General features: G+C 34.2%; 19 protein-coding genes and 2 pseudogenes. 9 read left to right on the forward strand and 12 right to left on the reverse strand.

Annotated features, from left to right (window positions below; translation table 11 throughout):
- Nucleotides 1-23: 23 nt before the first annotated feature.
- Genes QWY90_RS16360 through QWY90_RS00965 form a run of 3 tightly spaced genes read right to left on the reverse strand, consistent with a single transcriptional unit; the run spans nt 24 to nt 2,340 of the window.
- The gene (locus tag QWY90_RS16360) at nt 24-227 is read right to left on the reverse strand and encodes a DUF933 domain-containing protein (RefSeq protein ID WP_439108572.1); all 204 of its coding nucleotides are present in this window, start codon (nt 225-227) and stop codon (nt 24-26) included.
- Nucleotides 178-1,119, reverse strand: coding sequence for a redox-regulated ATPase YchF (gene ychF / locus QWY90_RS00960; protein WP_439108573.1), 942 nt, complete (start codon nt 1,117-1,119; stop codon nt 178-180). The genes QWY90_RS16360 and ychF overlap by 50 nt, the downstream gene beginning before the upstream one ends.
- A 57-nt stretch (nt 1,120-1,176) precedes the next feature.
- Entirely contained in the window at nt 1,177-2,340 is a 1,164-nt protein-coding gene (locus tag QWY90_RS00965) for a hypothetical protein (protein ID WP_290283954.1), read from the reverse strand.
- 155 nt (nt 2,341-2,495) lie between these two features.
- On the opposite strand from QWY90_RS00965, the gene QWY90_RS00970 reads away from it, so the two are divergent.
- The gene (locus QWY90_RS00970; RefSeq protein WP_290283956.1) at nt 2,496-4,940 is read left to right on the forward strand and encodes a TonB-dependent receptor plug domain-containing protein; all 2,445 of its coding nucleotides are present in this window, start codon (nt 2,496-2,498) and stop codon (nt 4,938-4,940) included.
- A 152-nt stretch (nt 4,941-5,092) separates the two neighbouring features.
- Complete coding sequence (locus tag QWY90_RS00975; RefSeq protein ID WP_290283957.1) at nt 5,093-5,623, forward strand: hypothetical protein; 531 nt, start codon at nt 5,093-5,095, stop codon at nt 5,621-5,623.
- 50 nt (nt 5,624-5,673) lie between these two features.
- Here the strand turns inward: QWY90_RS00975 and QWY90_RS00980 are convergent, their stop codons facing one another.
- Nucleotides 5,674-6,024, reverse strand: coding sequence for a 4Fe-4S dicluster domain-containing protein (locus QWY90_RS00980; RefSeq protein ID WP_290283958.1), 351 nt, complete (start codon nt 6,022-6,024; stop codon nt 5,674-5,676).
- Between the two features lie 138 nt (nt 6,025-6,162).
- Between QWY90_RS00980 and QWY90_RS00985 the strand changes: the two genes are divergently transcribed.
- The 5 genes and pseudogenes from QWY90_RS00985 to QWY90_RS01005 all read left to right on the forward strand — a co-directional run bounded on the left by QWY90_RS00985 (nt 6,163) and on the right by QWY90_RS01005 (nt 10,575).
- Nucleotides 6,163-7,221, forward strand: coding sequence for an acyl-CoA reductase (locus QWY90_RS00985; RefSeq protein WP_290283959.1), 1,059 nt, complete (start codon nt 6,163-6,165; stop codon nt 7,219-7,221).
- A 128-nt stretch (nt 7,222-7,349) separates the two neighbouring features.
- Nucleotides 7,350-8,441, forward strand: a complete 1,092-nt coding sequence (serC, locus tag QWY90_RS00990; protein WP_290283960.1) for a 3-phosphoserine/phosphohydroxythreonine transaminase — start codon at nt 7,350-7,352, stop codon at nt 8,439-8,441.
- A gap of 129 nt (nt 8,442-8,570) precedes the next feature.
- Nucleotides 8,571-9,532 (forward strand): annotated as a pseudogene (locus tag QWY90_RS00995) (D-2-hydroxyacid dehydrogenase).
- 61 nt (nt 9,533-9,593) lie between these two features.
- Entirely contained in the window at nt 9,594-10,127 is a 534-nt protein-coding gene (locus QWY90_RS01000; RefSeq protein WP_290283961.1) for a DUF937 domain-containing protein, read from the forward strand.
- A gap of 127 nt (nt 10,128-10,254) precedes the next feature.
- Nucleotides 10,255-10,575: a DUF6787 family protein gene (locus QWY90_RS01005; RefSeq protein ID WP_290283962.1), complete on the forward strand. Its 321-nt coding sequence runs from the start codon at nt 10,255-10,257 to the stop codon at nt 10,573-10,575.
- A gap of 45 nt (nt 10,576-10,620) precedes the next feature.
- Here the strand turns inward: QWY90_RS01005 and folE (QWY90_RS01010) are convergent, their stop codons facing one another.
- A complete protein-coding gene (gene folE / locus QWY90_RS01010; protein WP_290283963.1) occupies nt 10,621-11,292 on the reverse strand; it encodes a GTP cyclohydrolase I FolE in 672 nt (223 codons plus the stop codon).
- Nucleotides 11,293-11,440: 148 nt separating this feature from the next.
- On the opposite strand from folE (QWY90_RS01010), the pseudogene QWY90_RS01015 reads away from it, so the two are divergent.
- Nucleotides 11,441-12,099 (forward strand): annotated as a pseudogene (locus QWY90_RS01015) (ABC transporter ATP-binding protein).
- Between the two features lie 1,915 nt (nt 12,100-14,014).
- On the opposite strand, the gene QWY90_RS01020 reads toward QWY90_RS01015, so the two are convergent.
- Together QWY90_RS01020 and QWY90_RS01025 are read right to left on the reverse strand one after the other, a co-directional pair.
- A complete protein-coding gene (locus QWY90_RS01020) occupies nt 14,015-14,311 on the reverse strand; it encodes a hypothetical protein (protein WP_290283964.1) in 297 nt (98 codons plus the stop codon).
- A gap of 1,110 nt (nt 14,312-15,421) precedes the next feature.
- Complete coding sequence (locus tag QWY90_RS01025; protein WP_290283966.1) at nt 15,422-16,057, reverse strand: ABC transporter ATP-binding protein; 636 nt, start codon at nt 16,055-16,057, stop codon at nt 15,422-15,424.
- Between the two features lie 148 nt (nt 16,058-16,205).
- Between QWY90_RS01025 and folE (QWY90_RS01030) the strand changes: the two genes are divergently transcribed.
- Entirely contained in the window at nt 16,206-16,877 is a 672-nt protein-coding gene (gene folE, locus QWY90_RS01030; RefSeq protein WP_290283963.1) for a GTP cyclohydrolase I FolE, read from the forward strand.
- On the opposite strand, the gene QWY90_RS01035 is transcribed toward folE (QWY90_RS01030), so the two are convergent.
- From QWY90_RS01035 to QWY90_RS01055, 5 genes are all read right to left on the reverse strand, one after another.
- Nucleotides 16,805-17,242 carry a DUF6787 family protein gene (locus QWY90_RS01035; RefSeq protein WP_336622146.1) on the reverse strand — a complete coding sequence of 146 codons (438 nt, stop codon included), beginning with the start codon at nt 17,240-17,242 and terminating at the stop codon, nt 16,805-16,807. The genes folE (QWY90_RS01030) and QWY90_RS01035 overlap by 73 nt on opposite strands.
- Before the next feature lie 95 nt (nt 17,243-17,337).
- Nucleotides 17,338-17,904, reverse strand: coding sequence for a DUF937 domain-containing protein (locus tag QWY90_RS01040; RefSeq protein ID WP_290283967.1), 567 nt, complete (start codon nt 17,902-17,904; stop codon nt 17,338-17,340).
- A 61-nt stretch (nt 17,905-17,965) separates the two neighbouring features.
- Nucleotides 17,966-18,928 carry a D-2-hydroxyacid dehydrogenase gene (locus tag QWY90_RS01045; RefSeq protein ID WP_290283968.1) on the reverse strand — a complete coding sequence of 321 codons (963 nt, stop codon included), beginning with the start codon at nt 18,926-18,928 and terminating at the stop codon, nt 17,966-17,968.
- 129 nt (nt 18,929-19,057) lie between these two features.
- On the reverse strand, nt 19,058-20,149 hold the full coding sequence (serC, locus tag QWY90_RS01050; protein ID WP_290283960.1) for a 3-phosphoserine/phosphohydroxythreonine transaminase: 1,092 nt from the start codon (nt 20,147-20,149) through the stop codon (nt 19,058-19,060).
- A 128-nt stretch (nt 20,150-20,277) separates the two neighbouring features.
- The gene (locus QWY90_RS01055; protein WP_290283959.1) at nt 20,278-21,336 is read right to left on the reverse strand and encodes an acyl-CoA reductase; all 1,059 of its coding nucleotides are present in this window, start codon (nt 21,334-21,336) and stop codon (nt 20,278-20,280) included.
- Nucleotides 21,337-21,473: the final 137 nt, after the last annotated feature.

Consider the following 21,473-nt stretch of genomic DNA (forward strand, 5'->3'; position numbering starts at 1 on the left):
TGTGAGCTCTATTGTTGCTAAAATTATACGTTAAAACGGAAGTGCATTACATCACCATCTTTCACAATATATTCTTTACCTTCCACTCTTAGCTTTCCTGCTTCTTTTACTTTGGCTTCTGAACCAAAATTAGAGAAATCTTCATAAGCAATAACTTCAGCGCGGATAAATCCTTTTTCAAAAATCGGTATGAATAACTCCAGCTGCTTTTGGGGCAGTATCGCCAATGTTGATAGTCCAAGCTCTGACTTCTTTAACACCGGCAGTGAAGTAGGTTTGCTGTTTCAATAATTTATAAGCCGCACGAATTAAAACTGCCGAACCTGGTTCTTTTAAACCTAAATCTTCCAAAAACATTTGACGTTCTTCGTAGGTTTCTAATTCGGTGATATCCGCTTCTGTACCAACAGCCAAAACAATAACTTCGGCATTTTCATCTTTAACCAATTCGCGTACTTGGTCAACATATTTGTTTCCGGTAGCCGCCGAATCTTCATCAACATTACAAACGTATAAAACGGGTTTGTTTGTTATTAATTGGAAATCTTCAAGCAAGGCTTCTTCATCTGCATTTTGAGGCTCAACTGTTCTGGCTGACTTTGCTTGTAAAAGATTTTCACGTATTCTGTCTAATAATGTTTTCTCTGTTTGTGCTTCTTTGTTTCCTGTTTTAGCAGCACGATTTACTTTTTCTAATCGTTTTTCGACGGTTTCTAAGTCTTTTAATTGTAATTCGATGTCGATAGTTTCTTTATCACGAATCGGATTTACATTACCATCAACGTGGATGATATTATCATTATCAAAACAACGCAACACATGAATAATTGCATTACATTCTCTGATGTTTGCTAAGAATTGATTTCCTAAACCTTCACCTTTACTTGCTCCTTTTACCAAACCTGCAATATCAACAATATCAACAGTTGCCATCTGAACGCGTTCGGGTTTTACCAATTCTTCTAAACGGTTTATTCTGGGATCAGGAACGTTTACTACACCAATATTGGGCTCGATAGTACAAAATGGAAAATTGGCACTTTGAGCTTTAGCGTTTGACAAACAATTAAATAAAGTTGATTTTCCAACATTTGGCAATCCTACAATTCCTGCTTTCATTATGAATTTTGTTTTAAAAGTCTGCAAATATAGTTTATTATTTGCTTTTTAAAACCCTTATTCTCTAGTTTCCATTATAGAAATTATTGCTTGCTCATCAGCCGTTGCCGCTAAACCAGAAATATCCCAATAGTTAGTCAATATTGAGTTTTTTTTGTTGTAGAGTGTTTTCTCTTTAAAAACTTCACTGTCTTTGTAAGTAAAACTGTGGTTGCTAAAATTGGTAGTTACAAAATAATTTTTAACTTCAATATTTGTTTTTGTGTTTTTGTCAATTCTCTGAAAACCAATTTCTTCCTTAGAGCTTACTAAATAATAATTTGAGTTTTCTACTCTGTAAATAGTTTTGAATAACGACTTATAAATATTTTTAGAACCAACGGAAGTTCTATCCTTAGTATTAGCAATAGTTTTTGGTGAAATAAAAGAACTAACTTCAATAATCATTTTCTTTTTTCTGTCATAAAGTATCGAAAAATCGTCACGCAATTCTTTTGTATTATCAACCGGAGTTACTAACATTAGATTATAGTCTTCATTTTTAGAATAGGCCTTTACCAAAAAATCATATTCTTTTTTAGCACTTAATTCCAAAATAGGATTTAGGTATTTGAAATTATAATAGTTCTGCATTATATCATTTAAATTGTAACCTAAAACATCTGAACTAATTTCTTCATTTACTATTCCGTATGATCGGTTTTGCTCAACCAGAATATCGGTTTTAAAATTTTTGGAATTCCCAAACATTTGAAAGTTCATAAGCCCATCATTGAAATGCGAATTCACTCCGTTGAGTTTAAAGAATTCTCTTGAATAAACTTTTAATCGAGCTGGAATAGTTAATTTATTTATCGAATTTTCAACCAATGATTTTAGAATTTTTTGAGGATGTTCTTTTGTTATGATAATTTCTTCAAGACCCGTAATACTGTTTTTTAAGTAAAATGTATTTACTTTCTCTTTCAAAATAGTTGATCTCAATTTAATGGCATCATAAGAAGAATGGGTTATTTGTATATTGGAAACACCATTTAAAATAAAACTCACGGCTCCGTCAGCATTACTCAATAAAGTTTGTTTGGTTTTTGAAATATAAACAGTTGCATCTTCAATGGGTAGATTAGTATCGACATCCAATAACACAATCGATTTTTCGACGTTTTGAGACAAAACACCGACGCTTGAAACCAAGAATAAAAATGCAACTATCTTTTTCATATAACAATCTGGGCTAAAACAAATTTAACAAAAAAGTTTATATAGAGATGGAATTCTAAAATAGTTCCTTAAATTATTAAAAGCAATTATTACTTTTTGTTAAAATACTATATAAAAAATAGTAAATTGCAGCACTAATTTTAACCAAAATATTTATGAAAAAAATTACACTACTATTGTTAGTTGTGCCGTTTTCGACTGTTTTTGCTCAAAAAAGCACTAACGATACGAAATCAGACTCAACAAAAGTTCAAGAACTACAGGAAGTACAAATTGTAGGTTCAAGGAATGCGAAACGAACGGTGCTCAATTCTGCCGTGCCAATTGACATTATTAATATTAAAGAGGTGACTACCCAAAGTGGTAAAATCGAAATTAATGAATTGCTTCAGTATTTAGCACCATCGTTTAATGCCAACAAACAATCAGGTTCTGATGGAGCTGACCACGTTGATCCTGCTTCACTAAGAGGAATGGGACCTGATCAGACTTTAGTTTTGATTAATGGAAAAAGAAGACACCAATCTTCGTTGGTTAATTTATTTGGAACGCGTGGTCGCGGAAACACAGGGACCGATTTGAATTCTATTCCGGCCAGTGCTATCAAAAGAATTGAAATTCTTCGTGATGGTGCAGCGGCTCAATATGGTTCAGATGCTATTGCGGGTGTTATCAATATTGTATTAAATGACAATGTTGGCGAATTAAACGGTACTGTAACTACAGGAGTTTATAGAAATGATGCTCAAGGCGATTTTCTTCCTGGAACACCAAATACGCCAGGCTTTCAATTAGACCAAAATGGAAATGGTAATTCGTATGGAAAAGATAAAAATTATGACGGATTTTCATTAAAAGCCGGAGCAAACTACGGTATCAAAATCGGTAAAAACGGTGGATTTGCTAATTTTACGGGTGAATACCTTTCAAAAGACAAAACATTACGTCCGGGTTTTGATTTCAGAAAAGGTTTTGGAGAAGCGGAAATCAAGAGTTACAATTTAATGGCTAACATTCAAATTCCACTTTCCAAAGCAATTGACTTTTATGCTTTTGGTGGAAGAAATGACAGAAACACTGATGCTTATGCTTTTACCAGAAATGGTGGTGAAAGAGTTGTGGAATCAATTTATCCTGGTGGTTACACACCAAGAATTACTTCAAAAATAATTGATAATTCGGCTGCTTTTGGTTTCAAAGCCAAAGCCGGTGACTGGAAAATTGATTTAAGTAATGCTTATGGTAAAAATTCTTTTGATTACACAATTAAGGGAACTATAAATGCCAGTTTAGAAGCAGCTTCTCCAACACAGTTTGATGCTGGTGGGTTTAGCTTGAGCCAAAATACAACCAACTTAGACTTTTCCAGAAACTTTAAATCTGTATTAAATGGACTTAACTTTGCTTTTGGTGGTGAATATAGAATAGAACAATATGAAATTACTGCGGGTGAAGAAGGTTCGTACGCAACTTATGATACCAATGGAAATCCAATAACTAATCCATTAACACAATTTGCGCCTATTGATCCTATTTCAGGTAATCCAAGACCTGGAGGTTCTCAAGGTTTTCCTGGGTTTAGCCCACAAAATGAGGTGAATGAACAAAGAACAAGTACAGCAGCTTATGTTGACACGGAATTGGATGTTTCTGATGATTTTTTATTAGGAACAGCATTACGTTATGAAAACTATAGTGACTTCGGAAATACATTAAATCTTAAATTAGCTTACAAGCTTAAACTTAGTGAAAGTGTGAGTTTAAGAGGTTCATTCAGCACAGGGTTTAGAGCACCATCGTTGGCACAAATTTATTTCAACACCAGTTTTACAAACTTTAATGCTGGTGGCGCTACCGAAGTTTTATTAGCTGCCAATGGAAGTGCGGTAACGGAAGGTTTTGGAATTGACAAATTAAAAGAAGAAAAATCAAGAAATGGTTCTGTTGGTTTAACTGGTAAATTTGGTAAATTCTCTGCAACCGTTGATGGCTACTTAATTAATGTAAGCGACAGAATTGTACTTACAGGCTATTTTGACGCTACAGCTTTAAACTTAAATGTTGATTCCGCTCAATTCTTCGTAAATGGTGTTAGCACTGTAACTAAAGGTATTGATGTTGTTATGTCTTGGAAAAACACTTTTGGTAGTTCTAAAATTGGTGCTACTTTGATTGGAAACATTAATGATATGCAAGTTACTCACGTTAATAACGGAGCTTTAGATCAGGAAACCTTCTTTGGAGCACGTGAAATTGCTTTCTTAAAAGCATCAGCGCCAAACAGCAAGTTTGGTTTAAACTTAAATTATGAAAGAAAATGGTTTGATATCGGAGCTGCATTCACTCGTTTCAGTAAAGTAGTTTTGGTAGATTATGCAGGCTTAGATAATGTATATGATCCAAAAATCGTAACTGATTTAACAGTTGGTTTCCAAATCATCAAACAAGTAAAATTAAGTGTTGGAAGCAATAACTTATTTAACATCTATCCTACTAAACAAGATGAATCTGGTAATACAGAAGCTGGTGGATATTGGGATGCTGTTCAAATGGGCTTTAGTGGTGCTTATTATTACACCAGACTTAGTTTCAAGTTCTAAATTCATATTTAGATCATTTAAAAATCAAATCCTGAGCTAGCACTCAGGATTTTTTTATGTGAAATGTATAACTTAAAGGCAAAATCATATAACAGCCGGAATTCAGTTAGATACTACATTTGATGCATATCAATCATTAAATAATTGTTATTATGAAAACTATAATTGTGGGAGCTATTGCTATTTTATTTTCACTAAACATTCAGTCTCAAAACCAAAATAAAAAAACGGAGACGATAACCAAAACAACAACCGTTAAAGACGATAAAGGCGAACATGTAGTTGTTAAAAAAGAAGAAATAAAAGAAATTCAGAATATTAAACTCCAAGAGGTGCCTAGTGGAACATTAAATACAAATATACAGCCTACTCCAACTCAAGCCACAGTTACCACGAGTGTGAATGTAGATGGTCAGGAAAGAGTTGTAGATGTTGACCATTCTGCTTATTATTCTTATAATGGAGAAAAATATCAGGTCCTAGCCGATAACTCAGGTTACAAAGTTACCAATAATATGAGTGGAATCTCATTATTGAGAAGAACATCCAATAATAACTATATCTACAAAAACAAAGATAAAATTTCAGTAGGTCATTTTGATGCTGATGGCAACCTGATTTTGGAAACCTATGATGATAAAATGGATACGATTACCGTCGAAGTCTTTAATTTACAAAAATAACTTTTTGCCCTTTAACGAAAAAATCCTGAGCTACAAACTCAGGATTTTTTTTATTCATTGTGTAGAAATGATTGTCTGTTGAGTAACGTTTCCTCACTTTCAACATGATTATCATCGGGAATACAACAATCAACCGGACAGACAGCTGCGCATTGCGGTTCGTCATGAAAACCTTTACACTCGGTACATTTACCCGGAACGATATAATAAATATCATCAGATATTGGCGTTTGAGCTGCATCCGAATCAACTTCAGTACCATCTGGTAATATTACTTTTCCTTTAAGTTTGGTTCCGTCTTTATACCTCCAATCGTCTGCACCTTCATATATAGCTGTGTTTGGACATTCAGGTTCACAAGCACCGCAGTTTATACATTCATCTGTTATTATGATTGCCATCTTTTTAAATTTAGATTTAAGAACACCGAAAATAGAATACAGACAATTAAAATTCAATCGTCATTTCTCATTATTCTATTTCCTATTATCTTATTTTTGCACAAAATTACAATCAAAACCCCTTATAAGCAAATCTAAATGAATTCAATTAACACAAAATTATCCTTTGTTGAGTTGGGTAAATTTTTAAGCCAATTTACACTAGCTGAACAACGCAAAAAAAATGATGTGCTTCATAACGATTTGTATTTTGATACATTTAAAGATTTACTACAACTTTCACAATCGCACAATGGTTGGTTTACAACGGAGCAAGTTTACTTTGCTGTTCAATCGTGGGCTGAAGCTTTGACCGCTGAAAATTTAAATAAATGGTTATCCGAATATGATTTGACCGAAGTAAAACCAAAAACAGTTGCTTTAATTCTGGCCGGAAACATTCCGTTAGTTGGGTTTCATGACTTTCTTTCAGTTTTAATTGCGGGTCATAAAGTGTTGGTCAAAGCCTCTTCTAACGACCAACATTTGATACAGTTTTTGGCAAATTATCTAATTAGTGTTGAGCCTAAACTTTCTTATTATATTTCATTTACTGATGGAAAATTAGAAAACTTTGATGCTATTATTGCCACCGGAAGTAACAATACGGCTCGTTATTTCGAATTCTATTTTAAAGATAAACCATCAATCATTCGTAAAAATAGAAATTCAGTTGCGGTTTTAAACGGAAATGAATCGCATGATGATTTAGTAAATCTTGGTGAAGATATTTTTAGGTATTTTGGATTGGGATGTCGTAATGTTTCCAAATTATTTGTTCCGAAAGATTATAGTTTCGAGGGTTTCTTTAAAGCAATATACGAATACAAAGATGTTATCTATTACGAGAAATATTCAAACAATTACGATTACAACAAAGCCGTTTTCCTAATGAGTAATTTCAAATTGCTGGATAATGAATTCCTGACTTTAAAAGAAGATACAAGCTACGCCTCGCCTATTTCTTCTGTATTTTATGAATACTATGAAGATATTGCTGATTTGCAAATGCGTCTTAAAAGTGAAGCAGAAAAAATTCAGTGTGTTGTTTCTAACGATTTAATTCCAAATTCGATTTCTTTTGGTCAAACACAACAGCCAAAACTTTGGGATTATGCTGATAATGTAGATACTTTGCGGTTTTTAGCTTCATTGTAGTATTCGCAACAAATGTTATAAACTAAAACGTTTTCGTTGATAACATCGTTATAATAGGGCGAAATTCTGATCGCTTTTTAAACATGTGTTTCCGAAATTTGCAGTTCAATTTAATAGAATCTGTCACCATGAAAAAACATAACTACAGTGCTGGACCATGTATTCTGCCTCAAGAAGTATTTGAAAAATCAGCACAAGCCGTTTTAAATTTCAATAACTCTGATTTATCGCTACTTGAAATTTCACACCGTAGCAAAGACTTTGTTGCCGTAATGGATGAAGCAAGAGCTTTGGCATTAGAACTTTTAGGATTAGAAGGAAAAGGATATCAAGCTTTGTTTCTTCAAGGTGGAGCAAGTTTAGAGTTTTTGATGGTTCCTTATAACTTAATGAAAGTTGACGGAAAAGCAGCGTATTTAGACACAGGAACTTGGGCAAACAACGCAATTAAAGAAGCAAAATTATTTGGCGAAACGGTTGTTGTGGCTTCCTCTAAAGAACAAAACTACAATCATATCCCAACTGATTATACAATTCCTGCCGATGCAAATTATTTTCACTGCACTAGCAACAATACTATTTTCGGGACCCAAATAAAATCGTTTCCAAAAACGGATATTCCTGTGGTTTGCGATATGAGTTCGGATATCTTCTCAAGAAGCTTAGATTTCTCAAAGTTTGATTTGATTTATGCTGGAGCTCAAAAAAATATGGGTGCTGCGGGAACAACTTTAGTAGTTGTAAAAGAAGAAATTCTAGGGAAATCAGGAAGAACTATTCCAAGTATTTTGGATTATGAGAAACATATCAAAGCGGAAAGTATGTACAATACACCAGCTGTTTTTGCAGTGTATACTTGCTTACTGACGCTAAAATGGTTGAAAGCTCAAGGTGGCATTGTGGCTATTGAAAAAGTAAACGAAGCGAAAGCCAACCTGCTTTACAACGAAATTGATAGAAATCCTTTGTTTATAGGAACTGCTGACAAAAAAGACAGAAGTAACATGAACGCTACGTTTTTATTAGTAGACGAGAAAAACCAAGAGACTTTTGATAAAATGTGGAAAGAAGCTGGAATCTCAGGTATTCCTGGACATCGTTCTGTTGGTGGTTACCGAGCTTCTATGTACAATGCGTTGCCTTTAGAAAGTGTTCAGGTTTTAGTTGATGTGATGAAGAGACTGGAAGAAGTTGTAAAACAAAACGAAGTCACAGTTTAATAGATTGCCCTAGCCCAGATTCCTGCTGCAGTCGCTTCGCTCGTGTGGAGCAAGCTACCATGTAGCGCGGAAAGCTGGAAATAGCTCCTAAAAATTTATAATTTATAATTCAGAATTTAAAATAATAAGATGAAAGTATTAGCCAACGACGGAATTTCTAAAAGCGGAATTAAAGCCTTAGAAAAAGGTGGTTTTGAAGTAATAACAACCAAGGTTGCACAAGAACAAGTAGCCAATTATATCAACGAACATAAGGTTTCTGTTATCCTAGTAAGAAGCGCTACTAAAGTGCGTAAGGATATCATTGACAATTGTCCGAGTCTAAAAATCATCGGTCGCGGTGGTGTCGGAATGGATAATATTGATGTGGAATACGCTCGCAGTAAAGGTTTGCACGTTATCAATACGCCGGCTTCTTCTTCGGAAAGTGTCGCCGAATTAGTGTTTGCTCATTTATTTACTGGTGTTCGTTTCCTTCAAGATTCGAATAGAAATATGCCCTTGGAAGGTGATTCTAACTTTGACGGTTTGAAAAAAGCGTATGCCAACGGAATTGAATTACGTGGTAAAACGTTAGGAATTATCGGTTTTGGACGTATTGGTCAAGCCGTTGCTAAAATGGCGCTTGGTCTTGGAATGAAAGTTATTGCTGCTGATAAATTTGTTGACAATGCTGAAGTAAAAGTTGATTTTTATAACGGACAATTTATAAACGTTGCCTTTGAAACAGAGCCAATGGAAGATGTTTTCAAACATGCTGATTTTATTACACTTCACGTTCCGGCGCAAGAAGGATATGTGATTGGAAAAGAAGAGTTTCTGCAAATGAAAGATGGTGTTGGAATCGTAAACTGCGCTCGCGGTGGTGTAATTGATGAAGTAGCCTTGATAGAAGCTTTAGATTCAGAAAAGTATTATTTGCCGGTTTGGATGTTTTTGAAAATGAACCAACTCCGGAAATTCAAATACTAATGCACCCAAAAATTTCGTTGACGCCACATATTGGTGCGGCTACTTTAGAAGCGCAAGACAGAATTGGAACTGAATTAGCAGAACAGGTAATCAGTTTGTTGAAATCAGAAAAAGTCTAATAGCATTTTTTTGTTGTAGAATATTTACCTAAATTTATTCTCAATTTAAAAACTAAAACAAATGTTTGAACAATTAACAGACCTAGTAAAACAATTTGGTAGCGATGCTGTAGTTAACAATGCTGCGGTTCCAAACGAACATAATGAAGCTGTAATGAATGAAGCCAGTTCTTCGATTCTTGACAGTTTAAAAGGAATGGTTGCCAGTGGAAATGTATCTGATTTAGCTGGTTTATTTCAAGGCGATAATGCTTCGGATGGTTCAAATCCTGTAGTAAAACAATTAACCGATAAATTATCAGGAAGCTTAGGAGAAAAATTTGGTTTGGATAGTGAAGCAGCTTCTGGCGTTGCAGGAAGTTTAATTCCAAAAGTGCTGGGTTCTTTAGTGAATAAAGCAAAAGATCCTAACGATAGCAGCTTTCAAATTTCGGATATAATTAATGCCGTTTCTGGTGGCGATTCTCAAACAAGTGGCGGAATTATGGATGCTATTTCAAAATATGGTGGGCAATTTGGTTTGGACCAAGATGGTGACGGACAAGTTGGTATTAGTGATGCTGTTGCTGCAGTTTCTAAAAATCTGGAGGTTTAGGCGGCTTATTAGGCAAACTTTTTGGAAGATAATTTTATACTGAACATACTCAAAACCACGCTTTTTTGCGTGGTTTTTTTATGAGTAAAAACTATTAATTGATTAAATTTGCGCAATAAGATTAACCATGGCAAATTTCAAAGAACGCTGGAATATCAAATCAAATTGGCAAGTTTTTGTCATTATTGTGGTATTTGCCATAACGGGTTCGTGTGCTGCTTATCTTTCAAAACCAATTCTGGCTACCTTTGGCATTAGTAAAACTACCGTTTCTGCTTGGGAATATTATCCGTTATACATACTACTTATCTTCCCTATTTATCAAGTATTGCTAGTTAGTTTCGGTTTTCTCTTTGGACAGTTTGCTTTCTTTTGGGCATTTGAGAAGAAAATGTTGCGTAGCTGTGGCTTAGGATTTTTAGTAAACAAAAAAAGAAACCCCAAATAAATTCGAGGTTCCTTCATCAAAAAACAGTAACCTAACAAACTTTTTTTATTTCTCTTTCTTGATTAAGTTAAAGAAATCATTCCTATTTTCTTTTTCATTAAATATTCCACCGTATTGAATAGTAGAGGTAAAGCTACTTTCGTCGTTAATTCCTCTACTCGATACGCATAAATGTTTTGCTTCCATCATCACAATTACATCGTCTGTTTCTAAAACCGATTTTAGCTCATTAAAAATTTGCATAATCAAACGCTCTTGTACTTGTGGTCTTCTTGAATAATAATCAACAATTCTGTTCAATTTGGATAAACCAATAACTTTTCCGCTAGAAACATACCCAATATGTGCCTTTCCGATGATAGGTAAAAAGTGATGCTCACAAGTAGAATTGAAACTAATATCAGCTTCAACCAACATTTTATCATATTGGTAAGAATTATCGAAAACGGATATCTTTGGTTTATTATTCGGATTTAATCCGGAAAATATTTCTTGTATGAACATCTTGGCAACTCTATGTGGCGTTCCTCTTAAGCTGTCATCAGTCATGTCTAAACCAATCTCATCCATAATTTTATGGAAATGAGTTTCGATGGCTGCAATTTTTTCTTTATCAGATTTTAAAAAAGCATCAACTCGCAAAGGAGTTTCTGCTGAGGTCATTTGATGATTGTCTCCAATCATTTCAAATAATTCTTTTTCAATGGTTGTGTTCATAAGAAGTATTTATTTTGTTCAACAAAAGTATGTAAAAGTTAAACATTATGATTTTCGCCAAGCTAACTAATAAATTATTCAACTATAAAAAAATCTTATACTGTATAATAAATGAAAATACTTTGTTACTTTGTGAAAAATTGATTCAATGATTATTGCCAAAAATATCCATAAATATTACGATAGTTTACACGTGCTAAAAGGAGTTGATTTACACATTCAACAAGGTGAAATCGTATCAATTGTTGGAGCTTCCGGAGCAGGAAAAACTACCTTATTGCAAATTCTGGGAACGCTTGATAATCCGGCTAAATCAAATGACACTTCACTTCATATAAATAGTGAAAATATATTGACAATGAAAGACAAAGCACTTTCTAAGTTTAGAAATACACATTTGGGTTTTATCTTTCAGTTTCATCAATTATTACCTGAATTTACTGCTTTAGAAAACGTTTGCATTCCAGCCTACATTGCCGGAAAAGAAAAAAAAGAAACCGAAGTTGAAGCCAAAAGATTATTAGAATACCTTGGCTTGTCCGAAAGAATAAATCACAAACCAAACGAACTATCTGGTGGCGAACAACAACGTGTCGCAGTAGCGCGTGCCTTAATAAATAAGCCAGCCGTTATCTTTGCAGATGAGCCTTCGGAAATTTAGATACAGCTTCAGCTGAAAACCTACATCAATTGTTTTTTAAATTGAGAGATGAGTTTGGACAAACCTTTGTGATTGTTACCCATAATGAAGAATTTGCCAACATGGCTGACAGAAAGTTGGTAATGAAAGATGGACTAATTATTTGATAGTATGCTACTCATTCTACTTAATTGGCTTTATATTTTCAGCGTATTTTCCAAAAGCATAAACAAGCTATTGCGCTAAACCGCTATTTATGGGTTGTTAGCGTTCAAACTTGGTTGCTTCTTACTCTTCAGAAACTTTTGCAATTATTTCGGCGCATTCCAATACAAAATTATCATTAACCTCAATTAGGTTCTTATTTCTGAATGTCTCCTTCTTCAAAAAAACTCGCCAGGCAATTTTATTCTGACAGGTATGATTTGGATTTCAAAACTAGCGCGTCATAACTTTTACCTTTTCCATGTTTCAGAACATTTATGGCACAATGTATTGTCGAAACGCTTGTAAAGTTCGACTTTTCCTTTTTCTTAAGAATCTTTTTTGCTGTTCAATCCATTTCGGCACGCTAAGATCCTGTAACATTTCAAATAAAGAAACATTCCTATTGCAAATATTGCCTTTTGTAATTGAACCATTTGCAAATTTTTCACAAGGATTGTTGAACCCTTGTTTTGAAGTTGTTTCAATAATTTTTGAATTAACTTCTTCAATGAGTTTAACGTAAATGCTGCTTCTGTATATTAAATCGTCGAAATTATGCATAGTGTTGAGCTAATAACCCATAACGTTCCGCGGCTACCCCAGTGCCTAGCCCTATGGCGGCATTGCGGGTAACCGCTGTTGTGTGCTGTTGCTTGTTCTCTGCTAAGATACAAAAACAGTTTACAGTTGCCGCTCTCGGAATAATTGATTTTAGATAATTGTCTCCATTAGACCGCAATGATAGCGCAGTTGTTTAAAATCTCAGCGCTATAATTTTACGGCAATAATTAGAGTTAAGTAGTTATAATAAAAAAATTTGCTTTATCAATTTTTCTTTATAACTTTGGCAAGCCTTTAAGCGCTTCTGCTTTGAAAATGAATTTTCAGCAAATCCCACTTTGCAAGGCTTGACGAAAAAGTGACTACTTTTTCATTACTTACTCTTTCCTTTTTCCGTTTAAATTTTAGCGATAGTTATCAGGTTTACTGGCGTGCAATTGCACACACGTTCCGCGGCTTTGCGTCAGTAGCGGCAATTTAAGCAAATAATGTTATGAAAGCGGAGTTGAAAATCCAGAGGATTTTCAACAACAACGGTTTGGAGCTATTGCGCAAAACCGCTGTTATGCGTTCGGCTTTTTTAGCAACCACTTTCTCCCATAATTCTTGAGTAACTTTTTCTCCATTCTTATTTTCAATAGAATTACGCCTTTATTCCACCAACTTTCGTCACGTCTTTTTTAGTTTTATCGGCTTTATTTCGATTGTTACTTTTATTCTTCTGTTTCATATTTACAAGTATAATCTTCGTTCTCAACAGTGTTTGGTTTGCAAAACTCTGCTTTTAAGTTTTAGTTTTATAATTTTATTGTTGATAGAAACAAAAGCAATACTGTCAAAGTTTGAAGCAAAACATATTCTTTCTGTTCGTAATCTTTTCGGTTTTCGAGAATATACAAGTACAACCTTCAATTTCTTTCGGTAGCTTTCTAAAACTATTTATAGAGAATTCTGTTTTCTCGTTTTTACAGGAAAAAGGTAAAAATAAAATTCCGATGATTATAAATTTCAGATAAGAACATTCGTTCTCGTTTTTTTTAGGATTTTTTAAGCAGCTTAAAAATCCTAAAAACGAGAACGAATGTCTTATCTGAAAATTTATAATCATCGGAATTTTATTTTTTACCTTTCTTCCTGTAAAAACGAGAAAACAGAATTCTCTATAAATAGTTTTAGAAAGCTACCGAAAGAAATTGAGTTGTACTTGTATATTCTCGAAAACCGAAAAGATTACGAACAGAAAGAATATGTTTTTGCTTCAAACTTTGACAGTATTCCTTTGTTTCTATCAACAATAAAATTTAAAACTAAAACTTAAAAGCAGAGTTTGCAAACCAACACTGTTGAGAACGAAGCATTATACTTGTAAATATGAAACAGAAGAATACAAAGTAACAATCGAAAATAAAAGCCGATAAAACTAAAAGACGCTGACGAAGTTGGTGGAATAAAGGCGTAATTTCTATTGAAAATAAGAATGGAGAAAAAGTTACTCAAGAATTTATTGGAGAAAGTGGTTGCTAAAAAAGCCGAACGCATAACAGCGGTTTTGCGCAATAGCTCCAAACGTTGTTGTTGAAAATCCTCTGGATTTTCAACTCCGCTTTTCATAACATTATTTTGCTTAAATTGCGCTACTGACGCAAAGCCGCGGAACGTTGTGTGCAATTGCACGCCACGTACCTGATAACTATCTGCTAAAATTTAACCGGAAAAGGAAAGAGTTAAGTAATGAAAAAGTAGTCACTTTTCGTCAAGCCTTGCAAAGTGGGATTTGCTGAATTCATTTCAAAGCGAAGACGCTAAAGGCTTGCCAAAGTTATAAGAAAAAATTGATAAAGTCAAATTTTTTTATTATAACTACTTAACTCTAAATTATTGCCGTAAAATTATAGCGCTGAGATTTTATACAACTGCGCTATCATTGCTCTGATAGGAGACAATTATCTAAAATCAATTATCAAGCTTCCGAGAGCGGCAACTGTAAACTGTTTTTTGTTATCTTAGCAGAGAACAAGCAACAGCACACAACAGCGGTTACCCGCAATGCCGCCAAGGGCTAGGCACTGCGGGTAGCCGCGAACGTTATGGGTTATTAGCTCACACTATGCATAATTTCGACGATTTAATATAAGAAGCACCGCATTTACGTTAAACTCATTGGAAGAAGTTAATTCAAAAATATTGAACAACTTCAAACAAGTGGTTCAACAATCCTTGTGAAAATTTGCAAATGGTTCAATTACAAAAGGCAATATTTGCAATAGGAATGTTTCCTTTATTTGAACTCATGTTACAATCATTTAGCGTGCCGAAATGGATTTGAACAAAAAGATTCTTAAGAAAAAGGAAAAGTCGAACTTACAGCGTTTCGACGAATACATTTGTGCCATAAATGTTCTGAACATGGAAAGGTAAAAGTTATGACGCGCTAGTTTTGAAATCCAATCATTACCTTTCAGAATAAAATTGCCTGCTTGTTTTTTTTGAAAAAGGAGACATTTCAGAAATAAGACCAATTGAAATGATAATTTTGATTGGAATGCCCGAAATAATTGAAAAAGTTTCTGAAGAATTAGAAGCTAACCAAGTTTGAACGCTAACAACCTAAAAGCGGTTTAGCGAATAGCTTGTTTATGCTTCTTGGAAATACGCTGAACTAATATAAAGCCAATTAAGTAGAATGAGTAGCATACTATCAAATAATTAGTCCATCTTTCATTACCACTTTCTGTCAGCCATGTTGGCAAATTCTTCATTATGGGTAACAATCACAAAGGTTTGTCCAAACTCATCTCTCAATTTAAAAAACAATTGATGTAGGTTTTCAGCTGAAGCTGTATCTAAATTTCCCGAAGGCTCATCTGCAAAGATAACGGCTGGCTTATTTATTAAGGCACGCGCTACTGCGACACGTTGTTGTTCGCCACCAGATAGTTCGTTTGGTTTGTGATTTATTCTTTCGGACAAGCCAAGGTATTCTAATAATCTTTTGGCTTCAACTTCGGTTTCTTTTTTTTCTTTTCCGGCAATGTAGGCTGGAATGCAAACGTTTTCTAAAGCAGTAAATTCAGGTAATAATTGATGAAACTGAAAGATAAAACCCAAATGTGTATTTCTAAACTTAGAAAGTGCTTTGTCTTTCATTGTCAATATATTTTCACTATTTATATGAAGTGAAGTGTCATTTGATTTAGCCGGATTATCAAGCGTTCCCAGAATTTGCAATAAGGTAGTTTTTCCTGCTCCGGAAGCTCCAACAATTGATACGATTTCACCTTGTTGAATGTGTAAATCAACTCCTTTTAGCACGTGTAAACTATCGTAATATTTATGGATATTTTTGGCAATAATCATTGAATCAATTTTTCACAAAGTAACAAAGTATTTTCATTTATTATACAGTATAAGATTTTTTTATAGTTGAATAATTTATTAGTTAGCTTGGCGAAAATCATAATGTTTAACTTTTACATACTTTTGTTGAACAAAATAAATACTTCTTATGAACACAACCATTGAAAAAGAATTATTTGAAATGATTGGAGACAATCATCAAATGACCTCAGCAGAAACTCCTTTGCGAGTTGATGCTTTTTTAAAATCTGATAAAGAAAAAATTGCAGCCATCGAAACTCATTTCCATAAAATTATGGATGAGATTGGTTTAGACATGACTGATGACAGCTTAAGAGGAACGCCACATAGAGTTGCCAAGATGTTCATACAAGAAATATTTTCCGGATTAAATCCGAATAATAAACCAAAGATATCCGTTTTCGATAATTCTTACCAATATGATAAAATGTTGGTTGAAGCTGATATTAGTTTCAATTCTACTTGTGAGCATCACTTTTTACCTATCATCGGAAAGGCACATATTGGGTATGTTTCTAGCGGAAAAGTTATTGGTTTATCCAAATTGAACAGAATTGTTGATTATTATTCAAGAAGACCACAAGTACAAGAGCGTTTGATTATGCAAATTTTTAATGAGCTAAAATCGGTTTTAGAAACAGACGATGTAATTGTGATGATGGAAGCAAAACATTTATGCGTATCGAGTAGAGGAATTAACGACGAAAGTAGCTTTACCTCTACTATTCAATACGGTGGAATATTTAATGAAAAAGAAAATAGGAATGATTTCTTTAACTTAATCAAGAAAGAGAAATAAAAAAAGTTTGTTAGGTTACTGTTTTTTGATGAAGGAACCTCGAATTTATTTGGGGTTTCTTTTTTGTTTACTAAAAATCCTAAGCCACAGCTACGCAACATTTTCTTCTCAAATGCCCAAAAGAAAGCAAACTGTCCAAAGAGAAAACCGAAACTAACTAGCAATACTTGATAAATAGGGAAGATAAGTAGTATGTATAACGGATAATATTCCCAAGCAGAAACGGTAGTTTTACTAATGCCAAAGGTAGCCAGAATTGGTTTTGAAAGATAAGCAGCACACGAACCCGTTATGGCAAATACCACAATAATGACAAAAACTTGCCAATTTGATTTGATATTCCAGCGTTCTTTGAAATTTGCCATGGTTAATCTTATTGCGCAAATTTAATCAATTAATAGTTTTTACTCATAAAAAAACCACGCAAAAAAGCGTGGTTTTGAGTATGTTCAGTATAAAATTATCTTCCAAAAAGTTTGCCTAATAAGCCGCCTAAACCTCCAGATTTTTTAGAAACTGCAGCAACAGCATCACTAATACCAACTTGTCCGTCACCATCTTGGTCCAAACCAAATTGCCCACCATATTTTGAAATAGCATCCATAATTCCGCCACTTGTTTGAGAATCGCCACCAGAAACGGCATTAATTATATCCGAAATTTGAAAGCTGCTATCGTTAGGATCTTTTGCTTTATTCACTAAAGAACCCAGCACTTTTGGAATTAAACTTCCTGCAACGCCAGAAGCTGCTTCACTATCCAAACCAAATTTTTCTCCTAAGCTTCCTGATAATTTATCGGTTAATTGTTTTACTACAGGATTTGAACCATCCGAAGCATTATCGCCTTGAAATAAACCAGCTAAATCAGATACATTTCCACTGGCAACCATTCCTTTTAAACTGTCAAGAATCGAAGAACTGGCTTCATTCATTACAGCTTCATTATGTTCGTTTGGAACCGCAGCATTGTTAACTACAGCATCGCTACCAAATTGTTTTACTAGGTCTGTTAATTGTTCAAACATTTGTTTTAGTTTTTAAATTGAGAATAAATTTAGGTAAATATTCTACAACAAAAAAATGCTATTAGACTTTTTCTGATTTCAACAAACTGATTACCTGTTCTGCTAATTCAGTTCCAATTCTGTCTTGCGCTTCTAAAGTAGCCGCACCAATATGTGGCGTCAACGAAATTTTTGGGTGCATTAGTATTTGAATTTCCGGAGTTGGTTCATTTTCAAAAACATCCAAACCGGCAAATAATACTTTTTCTGAATCTAAAGCTTCTATCAAGGCTACTTCATCAATTACACCACCGCGAGCGCAGTTTACGATTCCAACACCATCTTTCATTTGCAGAAACTCTTCTTTTCCAATCACATATCCTTCTTGCGCCGGAACGTGAAGTGTAATAAAATCAGCATGTTTGAAAACATCTTCCATTGGCTCTGTTTCAAAGGCAACGTTTATAAATTGTCCGTTATAAAAATCAACTTTTACTTCAGCATTGTCAACAAATTTATCAGCAGCAATAACTTTCATTCCAAGACCAAGCGCCATTTTAGCAACGGCTTGACCAATACGTCCAAAACCGATAATTCCTAACGTTTTACCACGTAATTCAATTCCGTTGGCATACGCTTTTTTCAAACCGTCAAAGTTAGAATCACCTTCCAAGGGCATATTTCTATTCGAATCTTGAAGGAAACGAACACCAGTAAATAAATGAGCAAACACTAATTCGGCGACACTTTCCGAAGAAGAAGCCGGCGTATTGATAACGTGCAAACCTTTACTGCGAGCGTATTCCACATCAATATTATCCATTCCGACACCACCGCGACCGATGATTTTTAGACTCGGACAATTGTCAATGATATCCTTACGCACTTTAGTAGCGCTTCTTACTAGGATAACAGAAACCTTATGTTCGTTGATATAATTGGCTACTTGTTCTTGTGCAACCTTGGTTGTTATTACTTCAAAACCACCTTTTTCTAAGGCTTTAATTCCGCTTTTAGAAATTCCGTCGTTGGCTAATACTTTCATCTTATTATTTTAAATTCTGAATTATAAATTATAAATTTTTAGGAGCTATTTCCAGCTTTCCGCGCTACATGGTAGCTTGCTCCACACGAGCGAAGCGACTGCAGCAGGAATCTGGGCTAGGGCAATCTATTAAACTGTGACTTCGTTTTGTTTTACAACTTCTTCCAGTCTCTTCATCACATCAACTAAAACCTGAACACTTTCTAAAGGCAACGCATTGTACATAGAAGCTCGGTAACCACCAACAGAACGATGTCCAGGAATACCTGAGATTCCAGCTTCTTTCCACATTTTATCAAAAGTCTCTTGGTTTTTCTCGTCTACTAATAAAAACGTAGCGTTCATGTTACTTCTGTCTTTTTTGTCAGCAGTTCCTATAAACAAAGGATTTCTATCAATTTCGTTGTAAAGCAGGTTGGCTTTCGCTTCGTTTACTTTTTCAATAGCCACAATGCCACCTTGAGCTTTCAACCATTTTAGCGTCAGTAAGCAAGTATACACTGCAAAAACAGCTGGTGTATTGTACATACTTTCCGCTTTGATATGTTTCTCATAATCCAAAATACTTGGAATAGTTCTTCCTGATTTCCCTAGAATTTCTTCTTTTACAACTACTAAAGTTGTTCCCGCAGCACCCATATTTTTTTGAGCTCCAGCATAAATCAAATCAAACTTTGAGAAATCTAAGCTTCTTGAGAAGATATCCGAACTCATATCGCAAACCACAGGAATATCCGTTTTTGGAAACGATTTTATTTGGGTCCCGAAAATAGTATTGTTGCTAGTGCAGTGAAAATAATTTGCATCGGCAGGAATTGTATAATCAGTTGGGATATGATTGTAGTTTTGTTCTTTAGAGGAAGCCACAACAACCGTTTCGCCAAATAATTTTGCTTCTTTAATTGCGTTGTTTGCCCAAGTTCCTGTGTCTAAATACGCTGCTTTTCCGTCAACTTTCATTAAGTTATAAGGAACCATCAAAAACTCTAAACTTGCTCCACCTTGAAGAAACAAAGCTTGATATCCTTTTCCTTCTAATCCTAAAAGTTCTAATGCCAAAGCTCTTGCTTCATCCATTACGGCAACAAAGTCTTTGCTACGGTGTGAAATTTCAAGTAGCGATAAATCAGAGTTATTGAAATTTAAAACGGCTTGTGCTGATTTTTCAAATACTTCTTGAGGCAGAATACATGGTCCAGCACTGTAGTTATGTTTTTTCATGGTGACAGATTCTATTAAATTGAACTGCAAATTTCGGAAACACATGTTTAAAAAGCGATCAGAATTTCGCCCTATTATAACGATGTTATCAACGAAAACGTTTTAGTTTATAACATTTGTTGCGAATACTACAATGAAGCTAAAAACCGCAAAGTATCTACATTATCAGCATAATCCCAAAGTTTTGGCTGTTGTGTTTGACCAAAAGAAATCGAATTTGGAATTAAATCGTTAGAAACAACACACTGAATTTTTTCTGCTTCACTTTTAAGACGCATTTGCAAATCAGCAATATCTTCATAGTATTCATAAAATACAGAAGAAATAGGCGAGGCGTAGCTTGTATCTTCTTTTAAAGTCAGGAATTCATTATCCAGCAATTTGAAATTACTCATTAGGAAAACGGCTTTGTTGTAATCGTAATTGTTTGAATATTTCTCGTAATAGATAACATCTTTGTATTCGTATATTGCTTTAAAGAAACCCTCGAAACTATAATCTTTCGGAACAAATAATTTGGAAACATTACGACATCCCAATCCAAAATACCTAAAAATATCTTCACCAAGATTTACTAAATCATCATGCGATTCATTTCCGTTTAAAACCGCAACTGAATTTCTATTTTTACGAATGATTGATGGTTTATCTTTAAAATAGAATTCGAAATAACGAGCCGTATTGTTACTTCCGGTGGCAATAATAGCATCAAAGTTTTCTAATTTTCCATCAGTAAATGAAATATAATAAGAAAGTTTAGGCTCAACACTAATTAGATAATTTGCCAAAAACTGTATCAAATGTTGGTCGTTAGAAGAGGCTTTGACCAACACTTTATGACCCGCAATTAAAACTGAAAGAAAGTCATGAAACCCAACTAACGGAATGTTTCCGGCCAGAATTAAAGCAACTGTTTTTGGTTTTACTTCGGTCAAATCATATTCGGATAACCATTTATTTAAATTTTCAGCGGTCAAAGCTTCAGCCCACGATTGAACAGCAAAGTAAACTTGCTCCGTTGTAAACCAACCATTGTGCGATTGTGAAAGTTGTAGTAAATCTTTAAATGTATCAAAATACAAATCGTTATGAAGCACATCATTTTTTTTGCGTTGTTCAGCTAGTGTAAATTGGCTTAAAAATTTACCCAACTCAACAAAGGATAATTTTGTGTTAATTGAATTCATTTAGATTTGCTTATAAGGGGTTTTGATTGTAATTTTGTGCAAAAATAAGATAATAGGAAATAGAATAATGAGAAATGACGATTGAATTTTAATTGTCTGTATTCTATTTTCGGTGTTCTTAAATCTAAATTTAAAAA

This window comes from Flavobacterium paronense (assembly GCF_030409795.1).
In the GTDB taxonomy this organism is placed as follows: Bacteria; Bacteroidota; Bacteroidia; order Flavobacteriales; family Flavobacteriaceae; genus Flavobacterium; species Flavobacterium paronense.